The sequence below is a fragment of the Oceanospirillum sp. genome, assembly GCF_982874595.1.
This window is the reverse complement of the sequence record NZ_CEYNZH010000062.1, coordinates 1-20300: the sequence shown is the minus strand read 5'-3', so window position 1 is coordinate 20300 and position 20300 is coordinate 1. Positions and strand designations below refer to the sequence as shown.

At 48.4% G+C, this 20300-nt stretch carries 19 protein-coding genes and 1 pseudogene; 18 read left to right on the top strand and 2 right to left on the bottom strand.

What is annotated here, in order from left to right:
• Positions 1–122 precede the first annotated feature (122 nt).
• From AC4GL5_RS16750 to AC4GL5_RS16735, 4 genes and pseudogenes are all read left to right on the top strand, one after another.
• A pseudogene (locus AC4GL5_RS16750) lies at positions 123–362 on the top strand (hypothetical protein); the annotation flags it as partial.
• 435 nt (positions 363–797) lie between these two features.
• Positions 798–1247, top strand: coding sequence for a GyrI-like domain-containing protein (locus AC4GL5_RS16745; protein WP_490383948.1), 450 nt, complete (start codon positions 798–800; stop codon positions 1245–1247).
• Positions 1248–1391: 144 nt separating this feature from the next.
• Entirely contained in the window at positions 1392–1787 is a 396-nt protein-coding gene (locus AC4GL5_RS16740; protein ID WP_490383947.1) for a GFA family protein, read from the top strand.
• Between the two features lie 176 nt (positions 1788–1963).
• Positions 1964–3232, top strand: coding sequence for a DEAD/DEAH box helicase (locus AC4GL5_RS16735; protein WP_490383946.1), 1269 nt, complete (start codon positions 1964–1966; stop codon positions 3230–3232).
• A gap of 103 nt (positions 3233–3335) precedes the next feature.
• Here AC4GL5_RS16735 and AC4GL5_RS16730 read toward each other — a convergent pair whose 3' ends face one another.
• On the bottom strand, positions 3336–4112 hold the full coding sequence (locus tag AC4GL5_RS16730; protein ID WP_490383945.1) for a hypothetical protein: 777 nt from the start codon (positions 4110–4112) through the stop codon (positions 3336–3338).
• A gap of 349 nt (positions 4113–4461) precedes the next feature.
• Between AC4GL5_RS16730 and AC4GL5_RS16725 the strand changes: the two genes are divergently transcribed.
• Complete coding sequence (locus AC4GL5_RS16725; RefSeq protein ID WP_490383944.1) at positions 4462–4737, top strand: YrhK family protein; 276 nt, start codon at positions 4462–4464, stop codon at positions 4735–4737.
• Between the two features lie 118 nt (positions 4738–4855).
• Here the strand turns inward: AC4GL5_RS16725 and AC4GL5_RS16720 are convergent, their stop codons facing one another.
• Positions 4856–5476, bottom strand: coding sequence for a TetR/AcrR family transcriptional regulator (locus tag AC4GL5_RS16720; RefSeq protein WP_490383943.1), 621 nt, complete (start codon positions 5474–5476; stop codon positions 4856–4858).
• 235 nt (positions 5477–5711) lie between these two features.
• Between AC4GL5_RS16720 and AC4GL5_RS16715 the strand changes: the two genes are divergently transcribed.
• The 13 genes from AC4GL5_RS16715 (at position 5712) to AC4GL5_RS16655 (ending at position 20255) form a co-directional block, all read left to right on the top strand.
• Positions 5712–6629: an ABC transporter permease gene (locus AC4GL5_RS16715; RefSeq protein ID WP_490383949.1), complete on the top strand. Its 918-nt coding sequence runs from the start codon at positions 5712–5714 to the stop codon at positions 6627–6629.
• Entirely contained in the window at positions 6626–7573 is a 948-nt protein-coding gene (locus AC4GL5_RS16710) for an iron chelate uptake ABC transporter family permease subunit (RefSeq protein ID WP_490383942.1), read from the top strand. The genes AC4GL5_RS16715 and AC4GL5_RS16710 overlap by 4 nt, the downstream gene beginning before the upstream one ends.
• The gene (locus AC4GL5_RS16705) at positions 7570–8343 is read left to right on the top strand and encodes an iron ABC transporter ATP-binding protein (protein ID WP_490383941.1); all 774 of its coding nucleotides are present in this window, start codon (positions 7570–7572) and stop codon (positions 8341–8343) included. Before AC4GL5_RS16710 ends, AC4GL5_RS16705 begins: the two co-directional genes overlap by 4 nt.
• A gap of 2 nt (positions 8344–8345) precedes the next feature.
• Positions 8346–9326, top strand: a complete 981-nt coding sequence (locus tag AC4GL5_RS16700) for a siderophore ABC transporter substrate-binding protein (RefSeq protein ID WP_490383940.1) — start codon at positions 8346–8348, stop codon at positions 9324–9326.
• A gap of 113 nt (positions 9327–9439) precedes the next feature.
• Positions 9440–11686, top strand: a complete 2247-nt coding sequence (locus AC4GL5_RS16695) for a TonB-dependent receptor (protein WP_490383939.1) — start codon at positions 9440–9442, stop codon at positions 11684–11686.
• Positions 11687–11743: 57 nt separating this feature from the next.
• A complete protein-coding gene (locus tag AC4GL5_RS16690) occupies positions 11744–13351 on the top strand; it encodes an ATP-binding cassette domain-containing protein (protein ID WP_490383938.1) in 1608 nt (535 codons plus the stop codon).
• Entirely contained in the window at positions 13351–14967 is a 1617-nt protein-coding gene (locus AC4GL5_RS16685; RefSeq protein WP_490383937.1) for an ATP-binding cassette domain-containing protein, read from the top strand. The genes AC4GL5_RS16690 and AC4GL5_RS16685 overlap by 1 nt, the downstream gene beginning before the upstream one ends.
• Before the next feature lie 84 nt (positions 14968–15051).
• Positions 15052–15414 carry a DUF1801 domain-containing protein gene (locus AC4GL5_RS16680; protein ID WP_490383936.1) on the top strand — a complete coding sequence of 121 codons (363 nt, stop codon included), beginning with the start codon at positions 15052–15054 and terminating at the stop codon, positions 15412–15414.
• A 28-nt stretch (positions 15415–15442) separates the two neighbouring features.
• A complete protein-coding gene (locus AC4GL5_RS16675) occupies positions 15443–15907 on the top strand; it encodes a GNAT family N-acetyltransferase (protein WP_490383935.1) in 465 nt (154 codons plus the stop codon).
• Between the two features lie 105 nt (positions 15908–16012).
• Complete coding sequence (locus tag AC4GL5_RS16670) at positions 16013–16702, top strand: DUF4336 domain-containing protein (protein ID WP_490383934.1); 690 nt, start codon at positions 16013–16015, stop codon at positions 16700–16702.
• 213 nt (positions 16703–16915) lie between these two features.
• Complete coding sequence (locus tag AC4GL5_RS16665) at positions 16916–17950, top strand: alpha/beta hydrolase family protein (RefSeq protein ID WP_490383933.1); 1035 nt, start codon at positions 16916–16918, stop codon at positions 17948–17950.
• A 249-nt stretch (positions 17951–18199) separates the two neighbouring features.
• Positions 18200–19378: a pyridoxal-phosphate-dependent aminotransferase family protein gene (locus AC4GL5_RS16660; protein ID WP_490383932.1), complete on the top strand. Its 1179-nt coding sequence runs from the start codon at positions 18200–18202 to the stop codon at positions 19376–19378.
• A gap of 214 nt (positions 19379–19592) precedes the next feature.
• Positions 19593–20255: an HlyD family secretion protein gene (locus AC4GL5_RS16655; protein WP_490383931.1), complete on the top strand. Its 663-nt coding sequence runs from the start codon at positions 19593–19595 to the stop codon at positions 20253–20255.
• The last annotated feature ends 45 nt before the right edge of the window (positions 20256–20300 follow it).

Below are 20300 nucleotides of genomic sequence, written 5' to 3'. Positions count from 1 at the left end.
TAATGCCGTCACATCAGTGCAATAGCGTGTTGCGCTCAGAGTCTGCAACCGCCAAGTAAATTATTTTGCTTTCTGTGCTATTGGGTAAAGCTGCTAAGAAGATTAATTACTTCTTACAGTAAAACCAACCGAGGATGTGGCAGGGTAAGCGCAACAAAGAAGTAAAAAGCAATGTCACCGATAACATCCGCTAAAATGGTTGGTTTTTGTTCCCGACAAAACAGACATTTCCTACATCCTTGTAGGTCAACCACGGGCAAAGGCACTATTCAAGGCTATAACGGCGTAGCCTCCGTCGATAAAAAGCATCAATTGTTATTGATGCACAAGCCTTTGGCGAAGGACAGGAACACCACACGTTGTAATCGGTGCTGGAAACCATTCAAGAGTGTTACTAGCGGCAGGGCATCGGTAACCATCTCTAAAGATCGGTCATCGAATGTCTGTTGTAGAGCCAGTATTCGGCAACATCGGCACTAACAAAAGGCTGAACCGCCTAGCCTGAGAAGCAAAACTAAAGTGCAGGGTCAATGGCAGCTTTATTACCTAGTATACAGTGTAGAAAAACTGGCAAAATATGGTTATCTGAGTCCGTAATGCGGAGTCAATACAGCTTTAAACAGGCGTTGAAAGCAGCATGGGATCGGCTTACAGGTAGCTAAAGCCTAAAAAGGCGAAAAGCACAGAGTAAACAAACGATTATCGGAAAAACCGGCAATTGACAATTAAAAACAGAGAGCGAGTTGTTGGCGGAAAATAGGTTTTTCTACAGGCTCGCTATGTAACCGGGAAAAAATATGAGCATCAGTGAGATAGATAGTTTTGATGTTACAGGCTTTGTTATTCGTACTACTAATGCGGATGAGGTAACTCCATCAACTGCCAAAATCGGAGATCTATGGGCTAGGTTTTACGCAAACGCCACTCCAAAGCTAAATGAAAAATCAAAAATTTTTGGTTTGTATACAAACTATGAGTCTGATTTTACAGGCGCTTTTGACGTTATCGCATGCTCGGATACATTATCACCAGAAATATTACCTGACTCAGTAAAAGTTGCTGTTGCCTCAGGAAAATACGTAACTTTTTCTGCGACTGGTGAAATGCCACAAGTTGTTATCGATCTTTGGGGTGACGTATGGCGCTACTTTGGTTCTGAAAGCTGCCCTTACAAACGAGCTTACTCAACAGACTTTGAATATTATAAAAGTCCAATTGACGTCGAAATCTCTATCGCCATTAAATAGCGACATAACAAACACCTCGAGAGATACTGTTAACACGCGGCTTTTCCATTCTCATTAAGTTGCGATGGTTTAGGCTGTTGTGTTTGAGTTTAATGTTAATGCGTTGCCAGCCTCTAAGGGCGTTAACTGTAAAGGAGATATCTTATGAAAGGTAGTTGTTTATGTGGGGGTGTTGAATATGAGGTTTCCATGCTGGATATGCCAATTATTTTTTGTCACTGTAAAACTTGTCAAAAGGCACATGCAGCGCCTTTTGCCCCGTCAGCTGGGGTGCTGAGGAAAAATTTCCGATGGCTCAGAGGTGAAGATAAGATTTCAAGCTTTGAATCTAGCCCCGGCAAGGTTAGGCATTTTTGCTCGGTGTGCGGCACGCATTTAGTGGCGGAAAGGCCTCATCAGCTCCATGTTATTTTGCGGGTCGCGACATTAGATGAAGATCCAAGTTTGAAACCCGAAGCTCATATATGGACAAGTCACTATAAAGAGTGGATGGAATACGAAGGTATTCCCAGTTTCGCAGAATGGCAATCTGAAAGGTGATACATATTCTAAAGACTTATCCTCCGATACGGTTCCTCCCTTCACCTCCTTGCTTATTTTGTCAGCAGCCAGCCCCAAGCCATGACAGATGCCTCATTTAATGGGGTTCTAAAACTGTTAGTCCCCGCCTTCAATGCTACAATGCGCGACTTTCATTTTCCTGTCGGTGTTTGGTTATGAGTTTTGCCTCCCTTAGTTTGCATTCAGATTTACTCGCGGTTTTAGAACCTCTCAATTATCAGACCCCGACACCGATTCAGCGGGAAGCGATTCCTGACGTTCTGGCGGGTCACGATGTGCTGGCCGGTGCGCAAACCGGCACCGGCAAAACGGCGGCCTTTGCTTTGCCAATGATCCACCGTTACCTGACCCAGTACGCCCAAAATGAGCAAAAAGCGATCCGCACGCTGGTACTGACGCCAACCCGCGAGCTGGCACAGCAGGTTCACCAGAGCTTTGTGAAATACAGCGAGGGGTTAGGCTTCAATTCCGTTGTCGCTTACGGTGGTGCGAGCATTAACCCGCAGATTGATGCGCTGAATAAAGGCTGTGATGTGCTGGTGGCAACCCCCGGTCGTTTGCTGGAGCTGGCGATAAAAGAGCTGATCGACCTTAGCGATATCGAAACGCTGGTGCTGGATGAAGCCGACCGTATGCTGGATATGGGCTTTATCAACGATATTAACCGCATTCTAAAGCGCCTGCCGGAGTCCCGTCAGACGCTGTTCTTCTCTGCCACCTTTAATGATGAGGTGTTTGCCCTCAGCAAAACCATCCTGAAGACTCCTAAGCTGATCGAAGTGGCCGAGCGTAACGCCACGGCAGCTAAAATCGAGCAGCTGTTTTACGAGGTGGACACTAAACGCAAAGCCGCGATGCTGGCTTACCTGATAGGCTCCAAAAACTTGCAGCAGGTGCTGATCTTTACCCGAACCAAACAGATGGTGGATGAGCTGGTTGCTGAGTTAGCCAAAGATGGCATCAAAGCGGCAGGCGTTCATGGTGATAAATCTCAGGGTGCCCGCGATCGAGGTTTGGAAGAGTTTAAAACCGGAAAAGTGCGGGCGCTGGTGGCGACCGATGTGGCCGCCCGTGGCCTCGACATTAAAGAACTGCAGACCGTGGTTAACTATGAGCTGCCGTACAACGCCGAAGACTATATTCACCGTATTGGCCGCACCGGTCGTGCGGGTCAGGCCGGTATCGCGGTATCTCTGATCGCTCATAAAGAGAAGTATCTGTTTGAGGATGTGAAAAAACTCACCGGCGAAGAGTTTATGATGCAGTGGTTCCCCGGTTTTGAGCCTGACTTTATGGCGCGGGAAGAAGAGGAGCGCGGCAAGCGCAAACCCTCGAAAAAAGCCCAACTCGCTAAAGCCTTGGGTAAAGGCAAAGGTGGTGGTCAAAGAGAGGGTAGTCGGGGTAAACCGTGCCGTCGTCGCTAAATGGCAGAAGTAAGACGCTGACCATTCAGTAAAAGAAAAAGGACAGCCGCTCGGTGAGCGCTGTCCTTTTTCTTTGAGTGGTATCAATCGTTTTGAACGTCTTTTAACCGCCAATGGTTACTGCTGGCCCAATACAGGTGTAGTTGGATTCATCTTCACATTCCTGCGTTAAGGTAATCTCTTCATCCGTGTCCCAGCTGTAGATCGTTACCGGGTGGGCGAGCGTTGTATTATGGTAGGTTTCAACGGTTGTACCGCTACCATCCTCATTGATTTTGGTTTTGAAGGATCGATCCATCTCGCCTGAGTTGACGTACTGCACTAACTCAGCTTCTCCGGCCTCTGCCCAGTAGGTTCTTCTAAGCTCATCGCTGGCGGGATCATAGGCTTCATATTCAAGACGGCAATTCGCTAATTGACGAAACGTGTATTCATAGGCGTGGCCATAGTCATAACCCACAGGGTCTTGTGGGGTTAGCCTGATCGTCCAGGTTTCAAGGCCATTAAGGTTGGTATAACCTACCGTAGTTGTTAGTCCATTCGTGGTTCCGGTCCAGCTGGGGCCCTGATGAAATGCGCCTTCATCGCTGTTGTTGACCGCCGTTAAAAGTGCATCTGCAGTTTCTCCGGTGCGATTATTAAAGACCTGATCAGGCATGAAGTTGGTTACGTGTGTTTCCAGATAGCGACCGGGATATTCCGGAAAAGGGAAGGAGGAATCTTCCCATTGGTCCAGACTGCAGTCACGATACTGACCAATGGAATCATTTTCCTCTCTCCCGGTATCAGCTCCGTCATGTGTTCCGGAATCACTATCGGACCCCGATCCGCCGCAGGCTGAAATTATTAACGACAGTGAAATAATAGGTATAAATCGCACTTTGCAGTCCTTTTTTTTTGTAAATAATGATTTCACTTTAGCAAAAAAAGGAATGCACTCAATTTGTTTAAACAGAAACTAAAATTTATAATTAATCTAGTGAAAAAGCCTGATAAATCTATCTTTAATGGTTTGTTTTTTTTGGGGGCATAGATTGAGGGTTGTCGTTCTTTGTATTACCGATATTCTATAGGCGGTGCTAAACCAGTTGCAGCTTATTTAGCATAGCTTAATAAAAATAGGTTGTTTGGTATTTATTGTTACTTAGCAATGAGTGAGTGCTTTGATGATGGCCTTTTCAGGCTGATGAATCTCAAGAGTATTTAAATTTTTGATCTAAGGAGTTTTTGTGAGTCAAGGTAATGAGTTGGATGTAGACATTGGTAACCAACATATAGTGATTCAGCGGCGCTATGAGGCCTTAGGTGCCTTTAATGATTTGCTTATAGCGATATGGTTTTTAGTAGGTAGTTTTTTCTTTCTTAATGAATCGCTTATTGATAGTGGTACCTGGCTTTTTATCGTGGGTAGTGGTCAATTAATCATTAAGCCATTGATAAAATTAACCAGCTTGGTACACGTGGGTCGTGTATTCAAAAAGCAAGCGTGCCGCCAAAAAAGTTAAGCTTATGAATCGAATATTAACGTCAGTTGCATATGCGTTACCTATGTGGCAATTTTCAGGGTTAAGGTGGGCTGCTAAATAATTTCATCTTGCTGTGTGGCAAAAAATCTTTGCGAACCTATGGCGCAGAAGGCTGACTTTCTTCCTGTGACATCATCTTCAGCGCGCCAATGATCAGCGCATTTATGCCCTGATTAAACTCCCTTTCTATCTCCTCCTCATCCAAGCGATCCAGCTCAATCGTTTCATCATCTTTTGAGTAAAGCGTATCGGCAACGGCTATGCAGTGAAATGCTACAGTTGATAGCAGCCAGCGCGAGTTTTCACTCGATAGATTGAAAGCTGCAGCGACAACTTTCTGATGCTCTCTAATTTTTTCGGTTATATGGGGTGTTGCGACAGACCTGCGTAAAAGGTAGGGCGGTAGGCCGGGGTTAAGCCGGACCAGATTCCGAAGAGAAAGTGCAAATTCATTCAGGTAGCTTTCCAATTTATCCGGTGAGGGATTTGCTATTTCCGGGATCTCCCAGTGTTCAAAAATGGCCTCGGCAACAAGCGCTTTAAGTGCTTTAAGGTTTGGAACGTGTTTGTACAGCGCCATGTGGCTTACGCCCATCTCGGCTGCTAAACCGACAAACGTAATTTTAGGCAGGCCAATGCGGATGCCGACATCTGTGATGCGTTCTCGGGTGATAGTTCTCGGTCGGCCGCGGGTTTTAGTTTTCTGGGCTTGTGTCATAAGTCTGCTCCTTGCTTGCAAGAGGATATGAAACCTCTTTGTAGTGCCTTCGTCAAATTAGTTTATAGGGTTGCAACTAATTAGGAAGTCATTTATCTTATGAGAATAGTTATCATTTGATTTGAGTTCCTATTGTATGAATTTCAGTGCACAAGAATCGGCACAAGCTGGCTACCGATGTGGGAGAAGTCCGAAGGTTGTCGGTATCGACTGGCGTCTATTCAGTTGTTTCTGTTTGCTTTCAGTTGGTTCGCTTTTTGTAGGAGCTGATACGCTTGTGCTGGGTGATCTTGCTGACCCGTTAAGTGACAGTTGGCTGACGCTGACGGCCAGTCGTTTGCCCAGATTGGCAGCTCTGCTTCTTGCGGGTGTCGGGCTGGCAGTGTGTGGCGTCATTCTCCAGCACATTGTGCGGAACCGATTTGTCGAGCCTGGAACATCGGGAGGTCTTGATGGCGCTAAGCTGGGGATTCTTGTTTCCCTCACGTTGCTGCCAGGTGTTGGTCGCCTCGGGCAAATGATGTTCGCAGTCCTGTTCTGTCTGATTGCCAGTCTTCTCTATGTTGCGGTGATTCGTCGTATCCGATTCAGTAATACCGCACTTGTGCCTGTTATCGGTCTTATGTATGGCAGTGTGCTGAGTGCCGTAGCAGAGTTTTATGCTTATCAGAACAACATTTTGCAAAGCATGCAGGGTTGGTTGCTGGGGGACTTTTCTAAAGTCGTTCAGGGGCACTATGAGCTGATGTATCTGATCCTTCCGGTTGTGGTTCTGACTTACTTATATGCCCATCGGTTCACTGTCCTGGGTATGGGGGAGGAGGTTGCAGGTAGCTTGGGGTTGCGGTATGCCGCTACCGCCAGCGTTGGACTGTTTTTAGTGGCAATGACGGTATCCATTACGGTGATTACTGTAGGAGGGATCTACTTTGTTGGTTTGGTAATACCGAATCTGGTTGCGATGCGTTACGGGGACAATCTAAAGAATACGCTGCCGGTTGTCGCTTTGGGTGGGGCGTCGCTGTTACTGATCTGCGATATTGTCGGCCGTTTAATGCTTTACCCCTTTGAGGTCCCTATCGGCCTGACGGCAGGAGGGCTTGGTGGGTGTATCTTCCTCCTTATTATTCTTCGCGGAGGGGCGCGAGGATGAGTGTAAGAGTGATGTCGGGCGTTGTGGTTGCTGCCCTTGTACTCGCGGTGATCTTTGTATTCATGGGGAGTGAGCTGGACTTTGATTACATCATCCCTAAACGGCTGGAGCGGCTGGCCGGTATTCTGATCGGTGGGGTCTGTGTGGCTCTGTCTTCAATTGTGTTCCAGACTCTGGTGAATAACCGGATTCTTACGCCTGCGATTATGGGGTACGAAGCGGTCTACCTGATGTGGCAGGCGATGCTGCTGCTTTTGCTGGGTGCTCATGGGATGGCTGCTCTGGGTGTCGGGCTGAATTTTCTGATGTCCTCTTTTCTGATTCTGGCCTATTCCTGGGCAATTCATCGCTGGCTTCTGAGTCAAGGCCGTAGCGATGTTTATCAGCTGTTGCTGGTGGGCTTGGTTCTTACAATGGTGTTGGGGACTTTTACTCAGTTTGTTCAGCTCAGAATAAGTCCTGGTGAGTTTTCAGTGTTTCAGAATCTGAGTTATACCTCGTTTAACCGTGCGCAGCCGGAAACACTCCTCTATGTCTTTTTGACAGTCTTGGCAGTTTGCGCGGTGGGTTACCGATATCTGTCTGAGCTGGATGTGCTGCTATTGGGGCGTGAACAGGCTGTCTCTCTTGGGGTGAATGAGCCGCAACGGATTCGGTTGTTTATGGCCTTGATCGCTATTCTGGTGGCGGTTTCCACCAGCCTGATTGGCCCGACAGCATTCCTTGGGATTTTTATTGCCAATATCACCTATGCAATAACCAAAAGTCGCCTGCATCGCCATACCTTGCCAGTGGGTTGTGTTGTTGCCGTTGTCATTTTTATCACTGCTCAGCTTCTTGTTGAGCGTCTGTTCAATTACAAGACTACCGTTAGTATTTTGGTCAACTTGGTGTGTGGTGCCTATTTCCTGATACTGATGGTTCGGGTTCGGACTGTTCTATGATTTCTGTCGAAAATCTCTGCAAAGAATATGCGGGTAAAACGGTTTTGGCTTCAGCCAGTGCTGCATTTCCTGCTGGGCGAATAACCTCTCTAATTGGTCCGAATGGTGCCGGAAAATCCACATTATTGATGATGATGGCGGGATTGCTCAAGCCTGTCAGCGGTAGCGTTTTATTTGATGGCGTTCCGATTGATGACATTCCGGTTGCTGACTACGCCCGCAAAGTAGCAACTCTCAGGCAGTCGCCGGGCTTTAACCTGAAACTAACAGTTCATGAACTGGTGGCTTTTGGCCGTTTTCCATATTCAAAAGGTGCTCTGACAGAACGTGATTGGCAGGTGATTGATGACGCGATTGCATTTTTATCTTTAGAGGCATTGAAGGATGACTTTATTGATGAGCTGAGCGGTGGTCAAAGGCAGATGGCTTTTTTGGCGATGACGATCGCCCAGCAAACCCCTGTGTTATTGCTGGATGAACCATTAAATAATCTGGATATGAAACATGCTGTTCAGATTATGCAGGCTTTACGTCGGCTTTGTGATGAGCAGGGACGTACTGTCATTCTGGTTATCCATGATATCAATTTTGCTGCGAACTATTCCGATCATATTGTTGCGTTGAAATCAGGCGCAGTTCGCTTTGATGGCGCGGTCAGCGAGGCCGTGACAGAAACCCTGTTGAGTGATCTTTATGAATTAGATTTTGAGATTCTTAACAGTAAGCGCGGTCGCGTTTGTGATTATTTCACCCCGCGTATTGGAGAATGAAAATGAGAATGAAGTGGATGAATAAACCCAGGGTACTGTTTCCTCTGACGTTACTGGTAGGTCTGGTATTGCCGGGGTGTGATGATAGCCCTGTGTCACAGGAAAAGACATTGGAGCCACTGACTGAACCACTGGTCATTCAGCACCAACTGGGAACAACTCGTATCACAGAGCGCCCGCAGAAAGTCGCGGTTCTGGATATGAACGAAGCGGACTTTCTGGATCAGCTTGGAGTGCCTATTGCAGGCATGGTGAAGGACTATGTACCACATTTTCTGGCCTCTTATCGAACAGATGCCAGGGTGGAGGATCTGGGGGCAATCACACGTCCAAATCTGGAGCGGATATATGCGCTTCGGCCAGACCTGATACTGATGACACCGATTCAGGCTGCCCAATATGAGTCTTTATCGGAGTTAGCACCAACGCTTCATTTCGATGTGAACTTTCGCGACAGTGGTAGCCATCACATTAGGGATGTCAGAGAGCATTTGCGATTGCTGGGCAGGGTTTTTGGTAAGGAGGGTGTGGCGCAGGATAAGATTGCACAACTTGATGCCCATCTGTCAAAAGTACGTCAGGTCACAGAAGGTCGGCCTGAGAAGGCTTTGATTGTCATGCACAACAATGGCTCATTCAGCTCTTTTGGCGTTCATTCTCGCTATGGCTTTGTCTTTAATGCGCTTGGGGTTAAGCCGGCCAGCACCCTAAAAGAGACCAGCCTGCACGGGCAGCCTGTTTCCAGTGAATTTATCAACCGTGCTGACCCGGATATTCTTTATATCATTGATCGCACTGCGGTTATGGAGCGGCGCCCCATCATGCAGGCTGAGCAAATGGCGAATCCTCTGCTACGTCGGACAACTGCCTGGCAGAAAGGAAACGTTGTTTTTGTTGATGCGGATGCCTGGTATATCACGGCGGCCAGTCCCACCTCACTTCAGCGCGTCTTCGATGATGTTATTAAGGGATATCAGCAATGATCTCCCTCTAGTCACCAGGCCTCTTTAAAAGGCTCACTCTCTACTTCTTTTTATTTGTTTTTCCGCTCCTGTTGAGCGGAGGGCTACGTGCATCCTGAAAAAAGGAAAGATCGATGAAAAAAACTTTAAATTACAATGGGTTGGTTTTTTTTGAAACCGGAGAGGCTCGCAGGTCTTCTGGTGGGGTTCGGCATTACTTGGGTGCTTCGGTTGCGTTGATTACCGCGTTGAACCTGGCGTGGGCTGTCCCGGCCGAGGCGCAAGGAGAGAGCGGCGATAACTCTGCGGTGCTCAAAAGTGAAGAATCGACTGAAACAACTCTGGCTCCAATATCTGTTATCGGCAAAGAGGGTGCGGTTGTGCCTTATGCAGGGGGGCAGGCAGGGAGCAGCAGTGGTGTGGGGATGCTGGGTCAGAAAGACTTTATGGAAACGCCTTTCAGCACCATCAGCTATACCGAAAAATTTATTAACGACCGTCAAGCGCAGGACATTACAGATGTGATCGCGGCAACAGACCCTACGGTATTCAATGGTGGCGTCACGGGTGAAAACCTGGAGAGTTACTCGATCCGCGGGTTTAGTTCAGATATTGGTGACGTCACCTTTGATGGCATGTTTGGGGTTGCTCCTTATTTTCGTAGTTCCCCTGAAATGTTTGAGCGTATCGAAGTGCTTAAAGGTCCCTCAGCCTTGCTGAATGGAATGCCGCCTAACGGCTCTGTAGGTGGTTCGGTCAATCTGGTGCCCAAAAGAGCCGGAGATAAACCTATGACTGCACTAACCGCAACCTATATGTCGGACTCGCAATTTGGTGGGCATCTGGATTTTGGACGACGTTTTGGTGCTAACAAGGCATTTGGTGTTCGTTTTAACGGTGCATACCGTGATGGTGAGACATCGGTTAATGATCAGGAAAAAGAGGTTCAGCTTGGATCTCTGGGCTTGGATTGGCGTGGAGAAAAGGCGCGAATTTTTGCGGATCTCTATGTTAGTGAGGACCGTGTCGATGGCGCAACCCGGGGCGTAACCCTTGCTCCGGGGGTATCGCTGCCTGAGCCTCCGGATGCCGATACCTTGCTGAACCCGGACTGGGGGTTCAATCACTCGAAAGACAAGGGGGGAATCATCCGTGGTGAATATGATATCAGTGATCAAACGATGGTTTATGCCGCCTTTGGTGGGAGTGAGACCGAATTTAGTTCAACGAACACTTCCGTAGCGCAGATCATCAACGAACAGGGTGATTACCGCAATGACATGGGGGATACCAGTGATAAGGCGGAAAGAGATTCGGCTGAAATCGGATTCCGTACTCGTTTCCGACTAGGGGGTGTTGGTCATGAGTTGGCTATGAATGCCAAGCGCTATAACGAAGACTACCAGCTGAATGCCCGTCGCGGGGTTCTTAATAGTGACTGGATGACTAATATCTATGACCCGGTCTGGGACCCAAGAGATACCCCTCACAGTGTTCAGCCGATCACAAAGACCGACCTTCAACTGACCAGCTTTGGTCTGGCGGATACGCTTTCATTCAATGATGGCAGATTACAGCTGACGCTGGGCGTTAGGCAGCAGCAGGTTGAACAGAGCAGCTATCTTGCCACTACCGGTGCGAGGCTGAGTCAATACGATGAAAGTGCCGTGACTCCGGCTGCTGCGGTGATGTTTCGATTGACGGATGAGTTATCTCTTTACGCAAATTATATCGAGGGGCTAAGCCAAGGTGATCAGGCACCTAATACAGCCGCTAATGCTGGTGAGATCTTCGAACCGTATAAAACGAAGCAGACGGAAGGTGGCATTAAGCTGGATCTGGGCGATTTTGCGCACACCATAAGCTTTTATGAGATTAAAAAGCCTAGTGGCTACACTGACCCGGATACAAATCAGTTCTCTTCTGGTGGTGAGCAGCGTAACCGCGGAGCAGAGTGGAGTTTCTTCGGGGCGCCGCTCAATAATATTCGCCTGATGGGGGGGATCGCTTATGTGGACGCGGAACTGACTAAGACCCAGGGTGGTGTTAATCAGGGTAACCAGGCCTCCGGAGTACCGGAATTGGTTGGTAAGTTGGGTGGTGAATGGGATACCCCTTTTCTTGCAAACCTATCGTTGACGGGAAACGTGACATCTGTATCTGAGCAGTACATCGCTTCGGATAATGAGATCTCGCTACCGAGCTATACAATTTATGACCTGGGTGCCCGCTATCAGACCCATCTGGGAGATCAGTCAATGATCTGGCGTTTGAAAGTGAAAAACCTGACTAACAAGGATTACTGGGCTATGCCTCATTACAGTTCATTGGGTCTGGGTGCTCCGCGAACCGTTATGCTCTCTGCGACGACGGAGTTCTAATGTCTTCTGATGCCCTGTTCAACTCTGGCCACCAGCCGCTGGAAGAGGTTTTACGCTATGACTGAAGCACTGCAGCAGATGCCATCCGGGCGAGTAAGTTTGTGGGCCGCTTTGCGTCCATCTATGCCCGGTTTGGCAGTGGGAACGCTAACATCGGGATTAGCTGGGCTGGCAAAGCTGGGAGCTCTCTGGTTTCTGGTTCAGCTGATTGACCGTCCTGCCACAGAATCGATTGTCTATGCGGGCTTACTGCTTTTCTCGGGTGCCTGTTTGTCCTCCATATCATCCTGGTTGTGTCATCAGGGTGAGGCCGGTGTCGCATCGCGATTACGCCGGTTTGTTGCGCGACATCTGGCCCGGTTGCCTGCAAGTACACTGGGCCGATGGGATGACCGAAAAATCCGGGGGGTGCTAAGTGATGATGTGGTTGCATTGCATCATCTTGTGGCGCATCTGCCGGGTGAAATCACGACCTTTGCTCTGGTGCCGTTGGTATCAGTTGTGCTGTTGTTATTAAGCGTTGGTCCCGCAGGGTTGATCGTGCTGATTCCCGGTGTTTTGGCTTCGCTTTATTATCTTTGGCTGATGCCAAAAGTCTCTGCGCGTTTTGGCGAAGAACGGATTAGGTTGATGTCTGAGATCGTGACGGCTGTTGATGAATATGTACGAGGAATTCGGGTAAACCGACTCTACGGGGCTGAGTCCGGAGCATTAGCGTCATATCGTCAGGCCAGTCTAGGGTTTACTCAGGGCATTGTTGCTTGGGTCAAAAAGGTTGCTACCGCTGCTGCTGTGGCAGCGGCGCTTATGCAGGCAGTGACAACCTTTACTCTGGCCTATCTTGTTACCCAGGAACAGGAGGCTAGCGTGACCGCAGCTGCGATGTTGTTTGGTCTGGCAATTGTGACTCCGGCGCTGAAACTGGGTCATGGATTGGATTATGTGCGCGATGGTATCAAAGCAATACAGCGCTTGGAGGACTTTTTTACGGAACCTGTGTTGCCGGAAGGCCAGCGGCAGGTAAATGGAAAAAGTCTTGCTCTGGCGGTCGAAGATCTCAGGATAGCTGTTTCGGGAGCACCCGTTATTGAGGGGGCAAACTACCATTTTGCACCAGGTACACTCAGCATTATCTCAGGGGCCAGTGGGTCAGGTAAAACGACGCTGTTAAGGGCTATGGCTGGACTTGAAGTCATCACTGATGGAAGCATCCGGATAGCGGATATTGGCATGTCTGATCTCAATGACGAGAGTCGTCAGGCGACTATTAGGCTGCTGCCCCAAAATTGTAGTGTGCTGGAGGCCAGTGTTAGGGAGAACCTGCGTTTGGGTACATCTGTGAGCCTGACGGATGAATCACTCTTGCAGGCGTTAGCGCAGGTTGGGCTGGATGCCAGTCTGGAAGATTGCGCGACACTATTGTCTGGCGGTGAGAAGCAGAAGCTAGGTCTTGCTCGGCTACTGATTTCTGAAGCACCGATACTTCTTTTCGATGAACCTACCAGTGCACTGGATGACGAAAGTGCCCTAAGGGTCATGGAGGCCTTGAGCATGCTGGCGCGGGAGGGTAACCGAACACTTGTCCTCGTTTCTCACGATGCTGATGCTCTCGTCTTTGCGGATCAGCATATCCGCCTGTCATCAATGATCAAGGAATCGGAATAATGCGCATCACTTCTTTATTGAGCAAATTACCGGATCAGTTGGCCTTTATGGGGCCATCTCGTCATCAGTTATTGATCGTTAGTGCTGGGTGGGTCGTGGTGGCCGTTTGTGAAGCTGCTGCATATACGCTTCTGGCTTTGACCGTTGCAGGTAGCCAGCCCATCATCGCTGTTCTACTGAGTGCAGCCTTCGCTGTGGTTGTTACGGTTATCGTCACGCGTTCCGGCTTTATCACTGGAGGTCAGCTGGCGGGGAATATGTATACATCCTTGGGTGATGCGCTAGATAGGGCCAAACTTTCCAGTTTCAGTGAAGCGTTCCGAACCCAAGTGTCGGTTTTAGCAGGCCAGGGGATACCAGGGATGATGAGCATTCCTGCTCACCAGTTGCAGCTGTTATTGCATGCGCCTCTTCTTCCTTTACTGCTAATGGCCGGTATTGCTCTGATCGGTGGCTTGTACATCACTTTGATGGCTGTTGTTTTACTGAGTTTGTCTTTGGCTATGCAGTTTTATGCTCAAGGGGTCTTGAAATCGGTAGACCGCCATCGGCATCAGGCTGAGCTGAGTGCCGCGCAGTCCATGCGGGAGTTTATTGATCATCTGGATCTGCTAAGAACTGCCACAGGAAAAAATAAATCGATTGACCGAGTGGCGGCAAAGTGGGTGATGCAGGAGCAGGCTCTGTCAGATACCAACAAAGGTGCGGCCATCGCCTCATTCTGGTCTTCGCTGTCTGCAGCGCTGCCCTTGGTCGGCCTGGCGGGATATGTACTGCTCTGTGAAAGTCTTTCAGGGGGCGAACTGCTGGCACTGATTATTTTGATTGGCCGCGCAGCAGCTCCCCTGGAGGAACTGGCTGTAATAGGCACGCGAATCAATGATCTTCAGGCCGCAATCAACAGCTATGAGGAGGTTATCCGTACGCCTGTTCTGGATGATCCTGCTCCGGATCAGGCTGAGGTTCCAAAGGGTAACCACATCAGGGTTGAAGGTCTGACGCAGCCTCCCGCTCTGACTGAAGTGTCTCTGGAAATTCCGGAAGGTAGTACGTTTCTTATCAGAGGCCCCAGCGGGAGTGGTAAAAGCACACTTGTAGAGCTGTTGATGCGGTTTGATGATCCTCAATGCGGTACGATCTGCATCGGTGGCGTTGGGCTTGAGCATATGGGCTACGCAGAGATAGTAAACCGCTTTGCTTATGTGGGGCAGGAACCTATTCTGTTTACAGGATCAATGGCGGACAATATCCGTCTTGGTAGGCCTGATGCATCTGACGCCGATATTGAAAAAGCGGCAAGGCAGGCCTTGCTGGGACCTTTGATAGACCGGTCTGAGTTGGGTATTCACCTGGCCGTGGGGCATAATGGTACCTTGCTTTCAGGGGGGGAGCGTCAACGTGTAGCGATAGCCAGAGGCTTGATTAAAAATGCACCTCTGTTGATTCTCGATGAAGCGACTTCAGCGCTGGATTCGGTCACTGAGCAGGGGATAGCCCAAGTCATCAGGAAACTGCCACAAACGGTGATCATTGTGACTCATGGCGCCCCGTCTATCTGGTCTCCGGATCAGGTCATTGAGTTTGCTAAGAGTGAAAACCTTGGTTATAACGCCTGATTGTTACTAAGTCTGGGTTGTTATTGGCAGCTGATGCTGCCGACTATTTTGTATTTGTTTTTTTGAGTTTGAGGCTGAATCCCTATGGCTAAACAATCTGTTCAGGAACTGCTTGACGATCTTCGTCTTGTCAGTAGTCAAAACTATGACATTGTGAACACTGTCCGCACTTTGATCATGCAGACTTTTGACGATGTTGCTGAAGAGGTCAAATATGGCGGCATTCTGTTCTCGTCTGGTGTTCAGTTTGCCGGTGTATTTGCCTATAAAGCACATATTTCTGTTGAATTCCGAAATGGTGCCAGTATCAAGGATCCCTTTGGCTTTCTCGAAGGCACAGGTAAAGGGCGGCGTCACATTAAACTACAGTCAGTCTCTCAGATCCCGGATAAACAGCTGGCTGAGTATCTGGCGCTTGCGTTGAAGGCGTCGACTGAAGAGCGCTGATGAACAGACAATAACGGAATATCTGCTCGTGAAGATACAAACATACTCGGAAGAGTGGGGAAAAGAGATTGCGGACCTGTTTTATCAGTCCGTTCACGGAATTGACTCCGGGGTCTACTCCGTCGAAGAGAAGCAAGCCTGGGCACCGGCTCCAATCAACTATGATCTCTGGTCTGAACGGCTGCGTGTTAAAAAGCCGTATCTGGCAATAATCGATAACCGTCTTGCTGGTTTTATTGAACTAGATCCTGAAGGGCATATCGACTGTACCTACACGCATCCTGATTTTCAGGGGCGTGGCGTGGCATCATCTCTTTATGAACACCTGATTACCCAGGCTAAAAAAGCGGGCATGGCGCGCTTGTATGTCGAGGCGTCGCATATCGCACTGCCTTTTTTTGAGAAGCGTGGCTTCTCCCTGATTAAAAAGAATGCGCTGCAGCGGGATGGCGTGACACTGGTTAATTTCTCGATGGAAAAATTTCTTAGCTGATGCCAATCATCTTTCTCATAGCCATCTGATCAGATCAGGCTTTCCTGTACTGATCGGTCTTTATTGTTGGCGCCTGTTTGCAACCCTGATTGAAATTGGAGAAATATGAAACCGTTAGCTGATGATCTATGGATATTTGATGGGGAAGCGGTGCCGTTTTTGGGCCTGCCCTTCTCAACAAGAATGACTGTTGTGCGCCTGTCAGAGGGCGGGTTATGGGTTCATAGTCCAATTAAACTGACAGAAACCATTAAGGCGCAGCTGCAAGAGCTGGGACAAGTAAACTATCTGATTGCCCCTAACCATTTGCACCATCTGTTTCTGGCGGAATGGATTGCGGCTTACCCGAAGGCAGACGTTTTTGGCACAAATGAAGTGATCAAAAAACGCGATGATCTTTCGTTTCACGATTCTCTTAATTCGAAGCGTCAGTGGGCTTGGGTGGCGGATATTGATCAGGAGTTGGTTTCCGGTTCTCTGCTGATGGAAGAGTGTGTTTTTTATCACAAGCCTTCCGGAACCCTAATCGTCACGGATCTGGTGGAAAATTTTTCCGGGGATAATTTCAGTTACTGGCAAAAGCAGGCTGCTAAGGTTGTCGGTATTCTTGCTCCTAAGGGTAAAACACCTTTGGATTGGCGGTTAAGTTTTCTGCTGGGTAAGGCTGAAGCCCGAAGACATATGAAGCGTGTTTTAGCCTGGAACCCGAAAATTCTAGTGATGGCCCATGGGGAGATCGTCAAAGAAAACACACGAGAATTTCTGGCTCGCTCCTTCAAATGGCTACTTGGTTGATGATGCCGGATTGATCGTTGGAGTAGAATCCAGTCGTTTTTATACTGTGATTGTAAAGACAAATGTTGTCGAAAGCAGAGTTTGTCGATTGCACAAAATTGATGGCTGAGTTGATGGCCCCGGTGGGGCAGTTTTGGTCAATTGTTTGACAATCTGTCAGGTACGTATTTCTTACTGGTACTGGCATAGCTGGATATTTGGAATGAAGGTTTTATGATTAATACTGATTGTCAGTGGCTGACTACTAAGCATTACCTCTGTGTGTTGACTGTTTTGATCGCGACATTTTCTTTTAGCGCGAAGGCTGATGCGTCAGTTTTCGAGGTTGGATTTCGAAAATTTGAGGTGGCATATGGTCATGAGGGCAGTACTTTCAGTATGGCGGTATTGTACCCCAGCGCTTCTGTAGCCAAAAAAGTTGCTTTTGGCCCTTTTCAAATGCATGTTGCTGTCGGTGGCACTCCAGCTGAAGGACTATTCCCTCTGGTGATTTGGTCCCACGGTTCTGGAGGAAGTAATATGTCCTACAAGGACACTGCTATGTCCTTAGCGCAACAGGGCTTTATCGTGGCGATGCCTTTGCATCCAAATGACAATTTCCGGGATAACCGTCTTCAAGGCTCGCTGGCTAACTATATCAATCGGCCAAAGCAGATTCAGGCGGCAATTGATGAGCTTTTAACCACATCAGTTTTGAATCGACAGATCAACCAGGGAGAAATTGCTGTGATTGGTCACTCAGTTGGAGGGTATGGTGCTTTAGCTGTGGCAGGGGGGATTGCTGATACTGAGGCTCTGATCCGTATTTGTAGGCAAAATATGACATTAAAGGATCCTTACTGTGCCCCGGCCCGTAATGGTAGCCTTTTGGCAGAGGTTATCCCCGTTGTAAAGGACAGTAGAATTAAGGCGTTGGTGCTTATGGCTCCTCTGGGAATTCTGTTTTCAGCCGAGGGTGCTCTCAAGCAGGTGGATATTCCAGTGCTTCTGCTTCAGGCTGAAAAAGATGAAGAGTTGACCGAACCTTTTAATACTGATGTGATCGTTGAAGGTCTGCCGAATAAAAAAATGCTGACCTTACAGAAAATTACCAATGCTGGTCACTATGCTTTTCTGAATGCCTTTCCTGAAGAGATTAAGGCTGAACTGGGTAATATCGCTATTGACCCGGAAGGGTTTGACCGTATTGCTTTCCAGCAAACTCTGGGGCTTCGTCTGGCTGATTATCTAAACTCTGTTTTTAAGTAATCCTTGTGACAATAACGAAGGGCAGCCCCAAGTCACAAAAGACTGCCTTGCATTTGCGCTCAGGTGCGTGTTTGTCTATCTGGTCATGGGTCTCTAAAGAATTTTGCGGCGGTTTGGGCAACGTATAATGTCGCCACTTACAATTATGGCTCTTATGGTTCCGACTAAACGGAATCTCCTTTAAACTCTTTTCCATAATAAAATCCCTAAGCGCCCAGCGCGCAACTTTCTGATGGAAATAAGTGAATTATGATTCAATCGTTTAATCCTCCTGTTCGTACCCTGATGGGGCCGGGGCCTTCTGATATTGCTCCTCGTGTTCTGGCCGCGATGTCCCGTCCGACCATTGGTCACCTTGACCCTGCTTTCATTCAGATGATGGATGAGATCAAGCAGATGCTGCAGTACGCCTTCCAGACCAAAAACGAACTGACCATGCCGGTTTCAGCACCGGGTTCTGCCGGTATGGAAACCTGTTTCGTCAATCTGGTTGAGCCGGGTGACAAGGTAATTGTCTGCCAGAACGGTGTTTTTGGCGGCCGTATGAAAGAGAACGTTGTGCGTTGTGGCGGTGTTGCGGTCATGGTTGAGGATGATTGGGGCACAGCGGTTAGCGTCGATAAAGTACAGGCTGCGCTGGAACAGAATCCGGATGCTAAGGTGCTGGCGTTTGTTCATGCGGAAACCTCTACCGGTGCCATCAGTGATGCGAAAGCCCTGTGTGCGCTGGCACGTCAGCACGATTGCCTGACCATTGTGGATGCCGTGACCTCTCTGGGCGGTTCCGAGCTGCGTGTGGACGAGTGGGGCATTGATGCCATCTACTCAGGTACGCAGAAATGCCTCTCCTGCCCGCCGGGTATCTCTCCGGTCAGTTTCAGTGAGCGTGCGGTAGAAGCGGTTAAAGCCCGTAAAACGTCAGTACCCAGCTGGTTCCTGGATACCAATCTGGTGATGGGATACTGGGGCGCAGGTGCCAAGCGTGCATACCACCATACGGCACCGGTGAATGCACTTTATGCCCTGCATGAAGGTCTGGTGATGCTGCAGGACGAAGGTCTGGAAAACGCCTGGGCACGTCACGATAAGCATCATCTGGCATTGCGTGCCGGTCTTGAAGCGATGGGGCTGAAATTCCTGGTGGCTGAAGATGAGCGCCTGCCGCAGCTGAACTCGGTATTTATTCCTGAAGGCGTTGATGACGCTGCGCTGCGTACTACGCTGCTGAACGATTACAGCCTTGAGATTGGTGCTGGCCTTGGCGCATTCGCCGGTAAGGTATGGCGTATCGGTCTGATGGGTGCAGCCTGCAATCAGCGCAATGTGATGCTGTGTCTGACGGCGCTGGAAAACACACTGCTGGCTCAGGGGATCTCCCTTGAGGCGGGTAAAGCAGGTCAGGCAGCACTGGCGGTTTACGTCAAATAAGCCTTAGTGTGCAGCTTTAAGCTGTTAAGGGTCTGATTCAATAAAGAAGTGGCTGCTGTCATAGGCGGTCACTTCTTTTTTTATGGCATTGTAAAAACGCCTGTGTTTTGAAAGGTTAAACTAATAATTTTTTACAGATGATAATGATTTGCATTTGTATAGTTTTTGTCATATGGTTCTTTTCAACAGGATGTTGATATTAGCGTGAAGAATTATGGAAAATCCAAATCGCCCGTCTTCGGATCTTCTGTTTCGAGAAGAAGTGCTTGATAAAAAGCAGCACTCTCATATGGGACAGGTGTTGATCCATCAGTCATCTAGCTATGCTTGGATAGCATTAGCCTCTCTTGCTCTCGTTTGTCTAGTTATTGCGTTTCTATTTTTTGGAACGTATACCCAAAAAGTTACTGCTCCGGGTCTGCTTGTCCCTAATCAAGGTGTTTTATGGGTTTTATCGCCCGCTTCTGGGCAAGTTACCAAGGTACACGTCTCTGAGGGACAGTTTGTTAATCAGGGTGATCCTTTATTTGTGGTATCAGAAGACCGGATTTCTCAAGCGGGTGAGTTGAAGGATCTGGTCGCAGACAAGCTAAATTTGAGGGCGAATCTGATACTTCAAGACCAACAACAGAGTGAAAACCGGTTAGCGAGTCAGCAAGCATTATTGAAGCAGCGTATCTCTGCTCTAGAGCGAAAGAGTACACATATTGAAGCTGAAATAGACACCTTAAATAAAAGAATTCGGTTATCGAGCGAAAATTATAATCGTCTACAAACTCTTAATAAGCAAGGTCATGTGGCGGATTTTGAATTGCAAAACGCTCAGGCGGAGCAGTTAGTCTTAGTGAGTCAAAAACAAGCGCTTATTAGAGCTTAGCGGCCAATTCTGAGTGCAACACCTAATCCAATATAGGATAAGGTA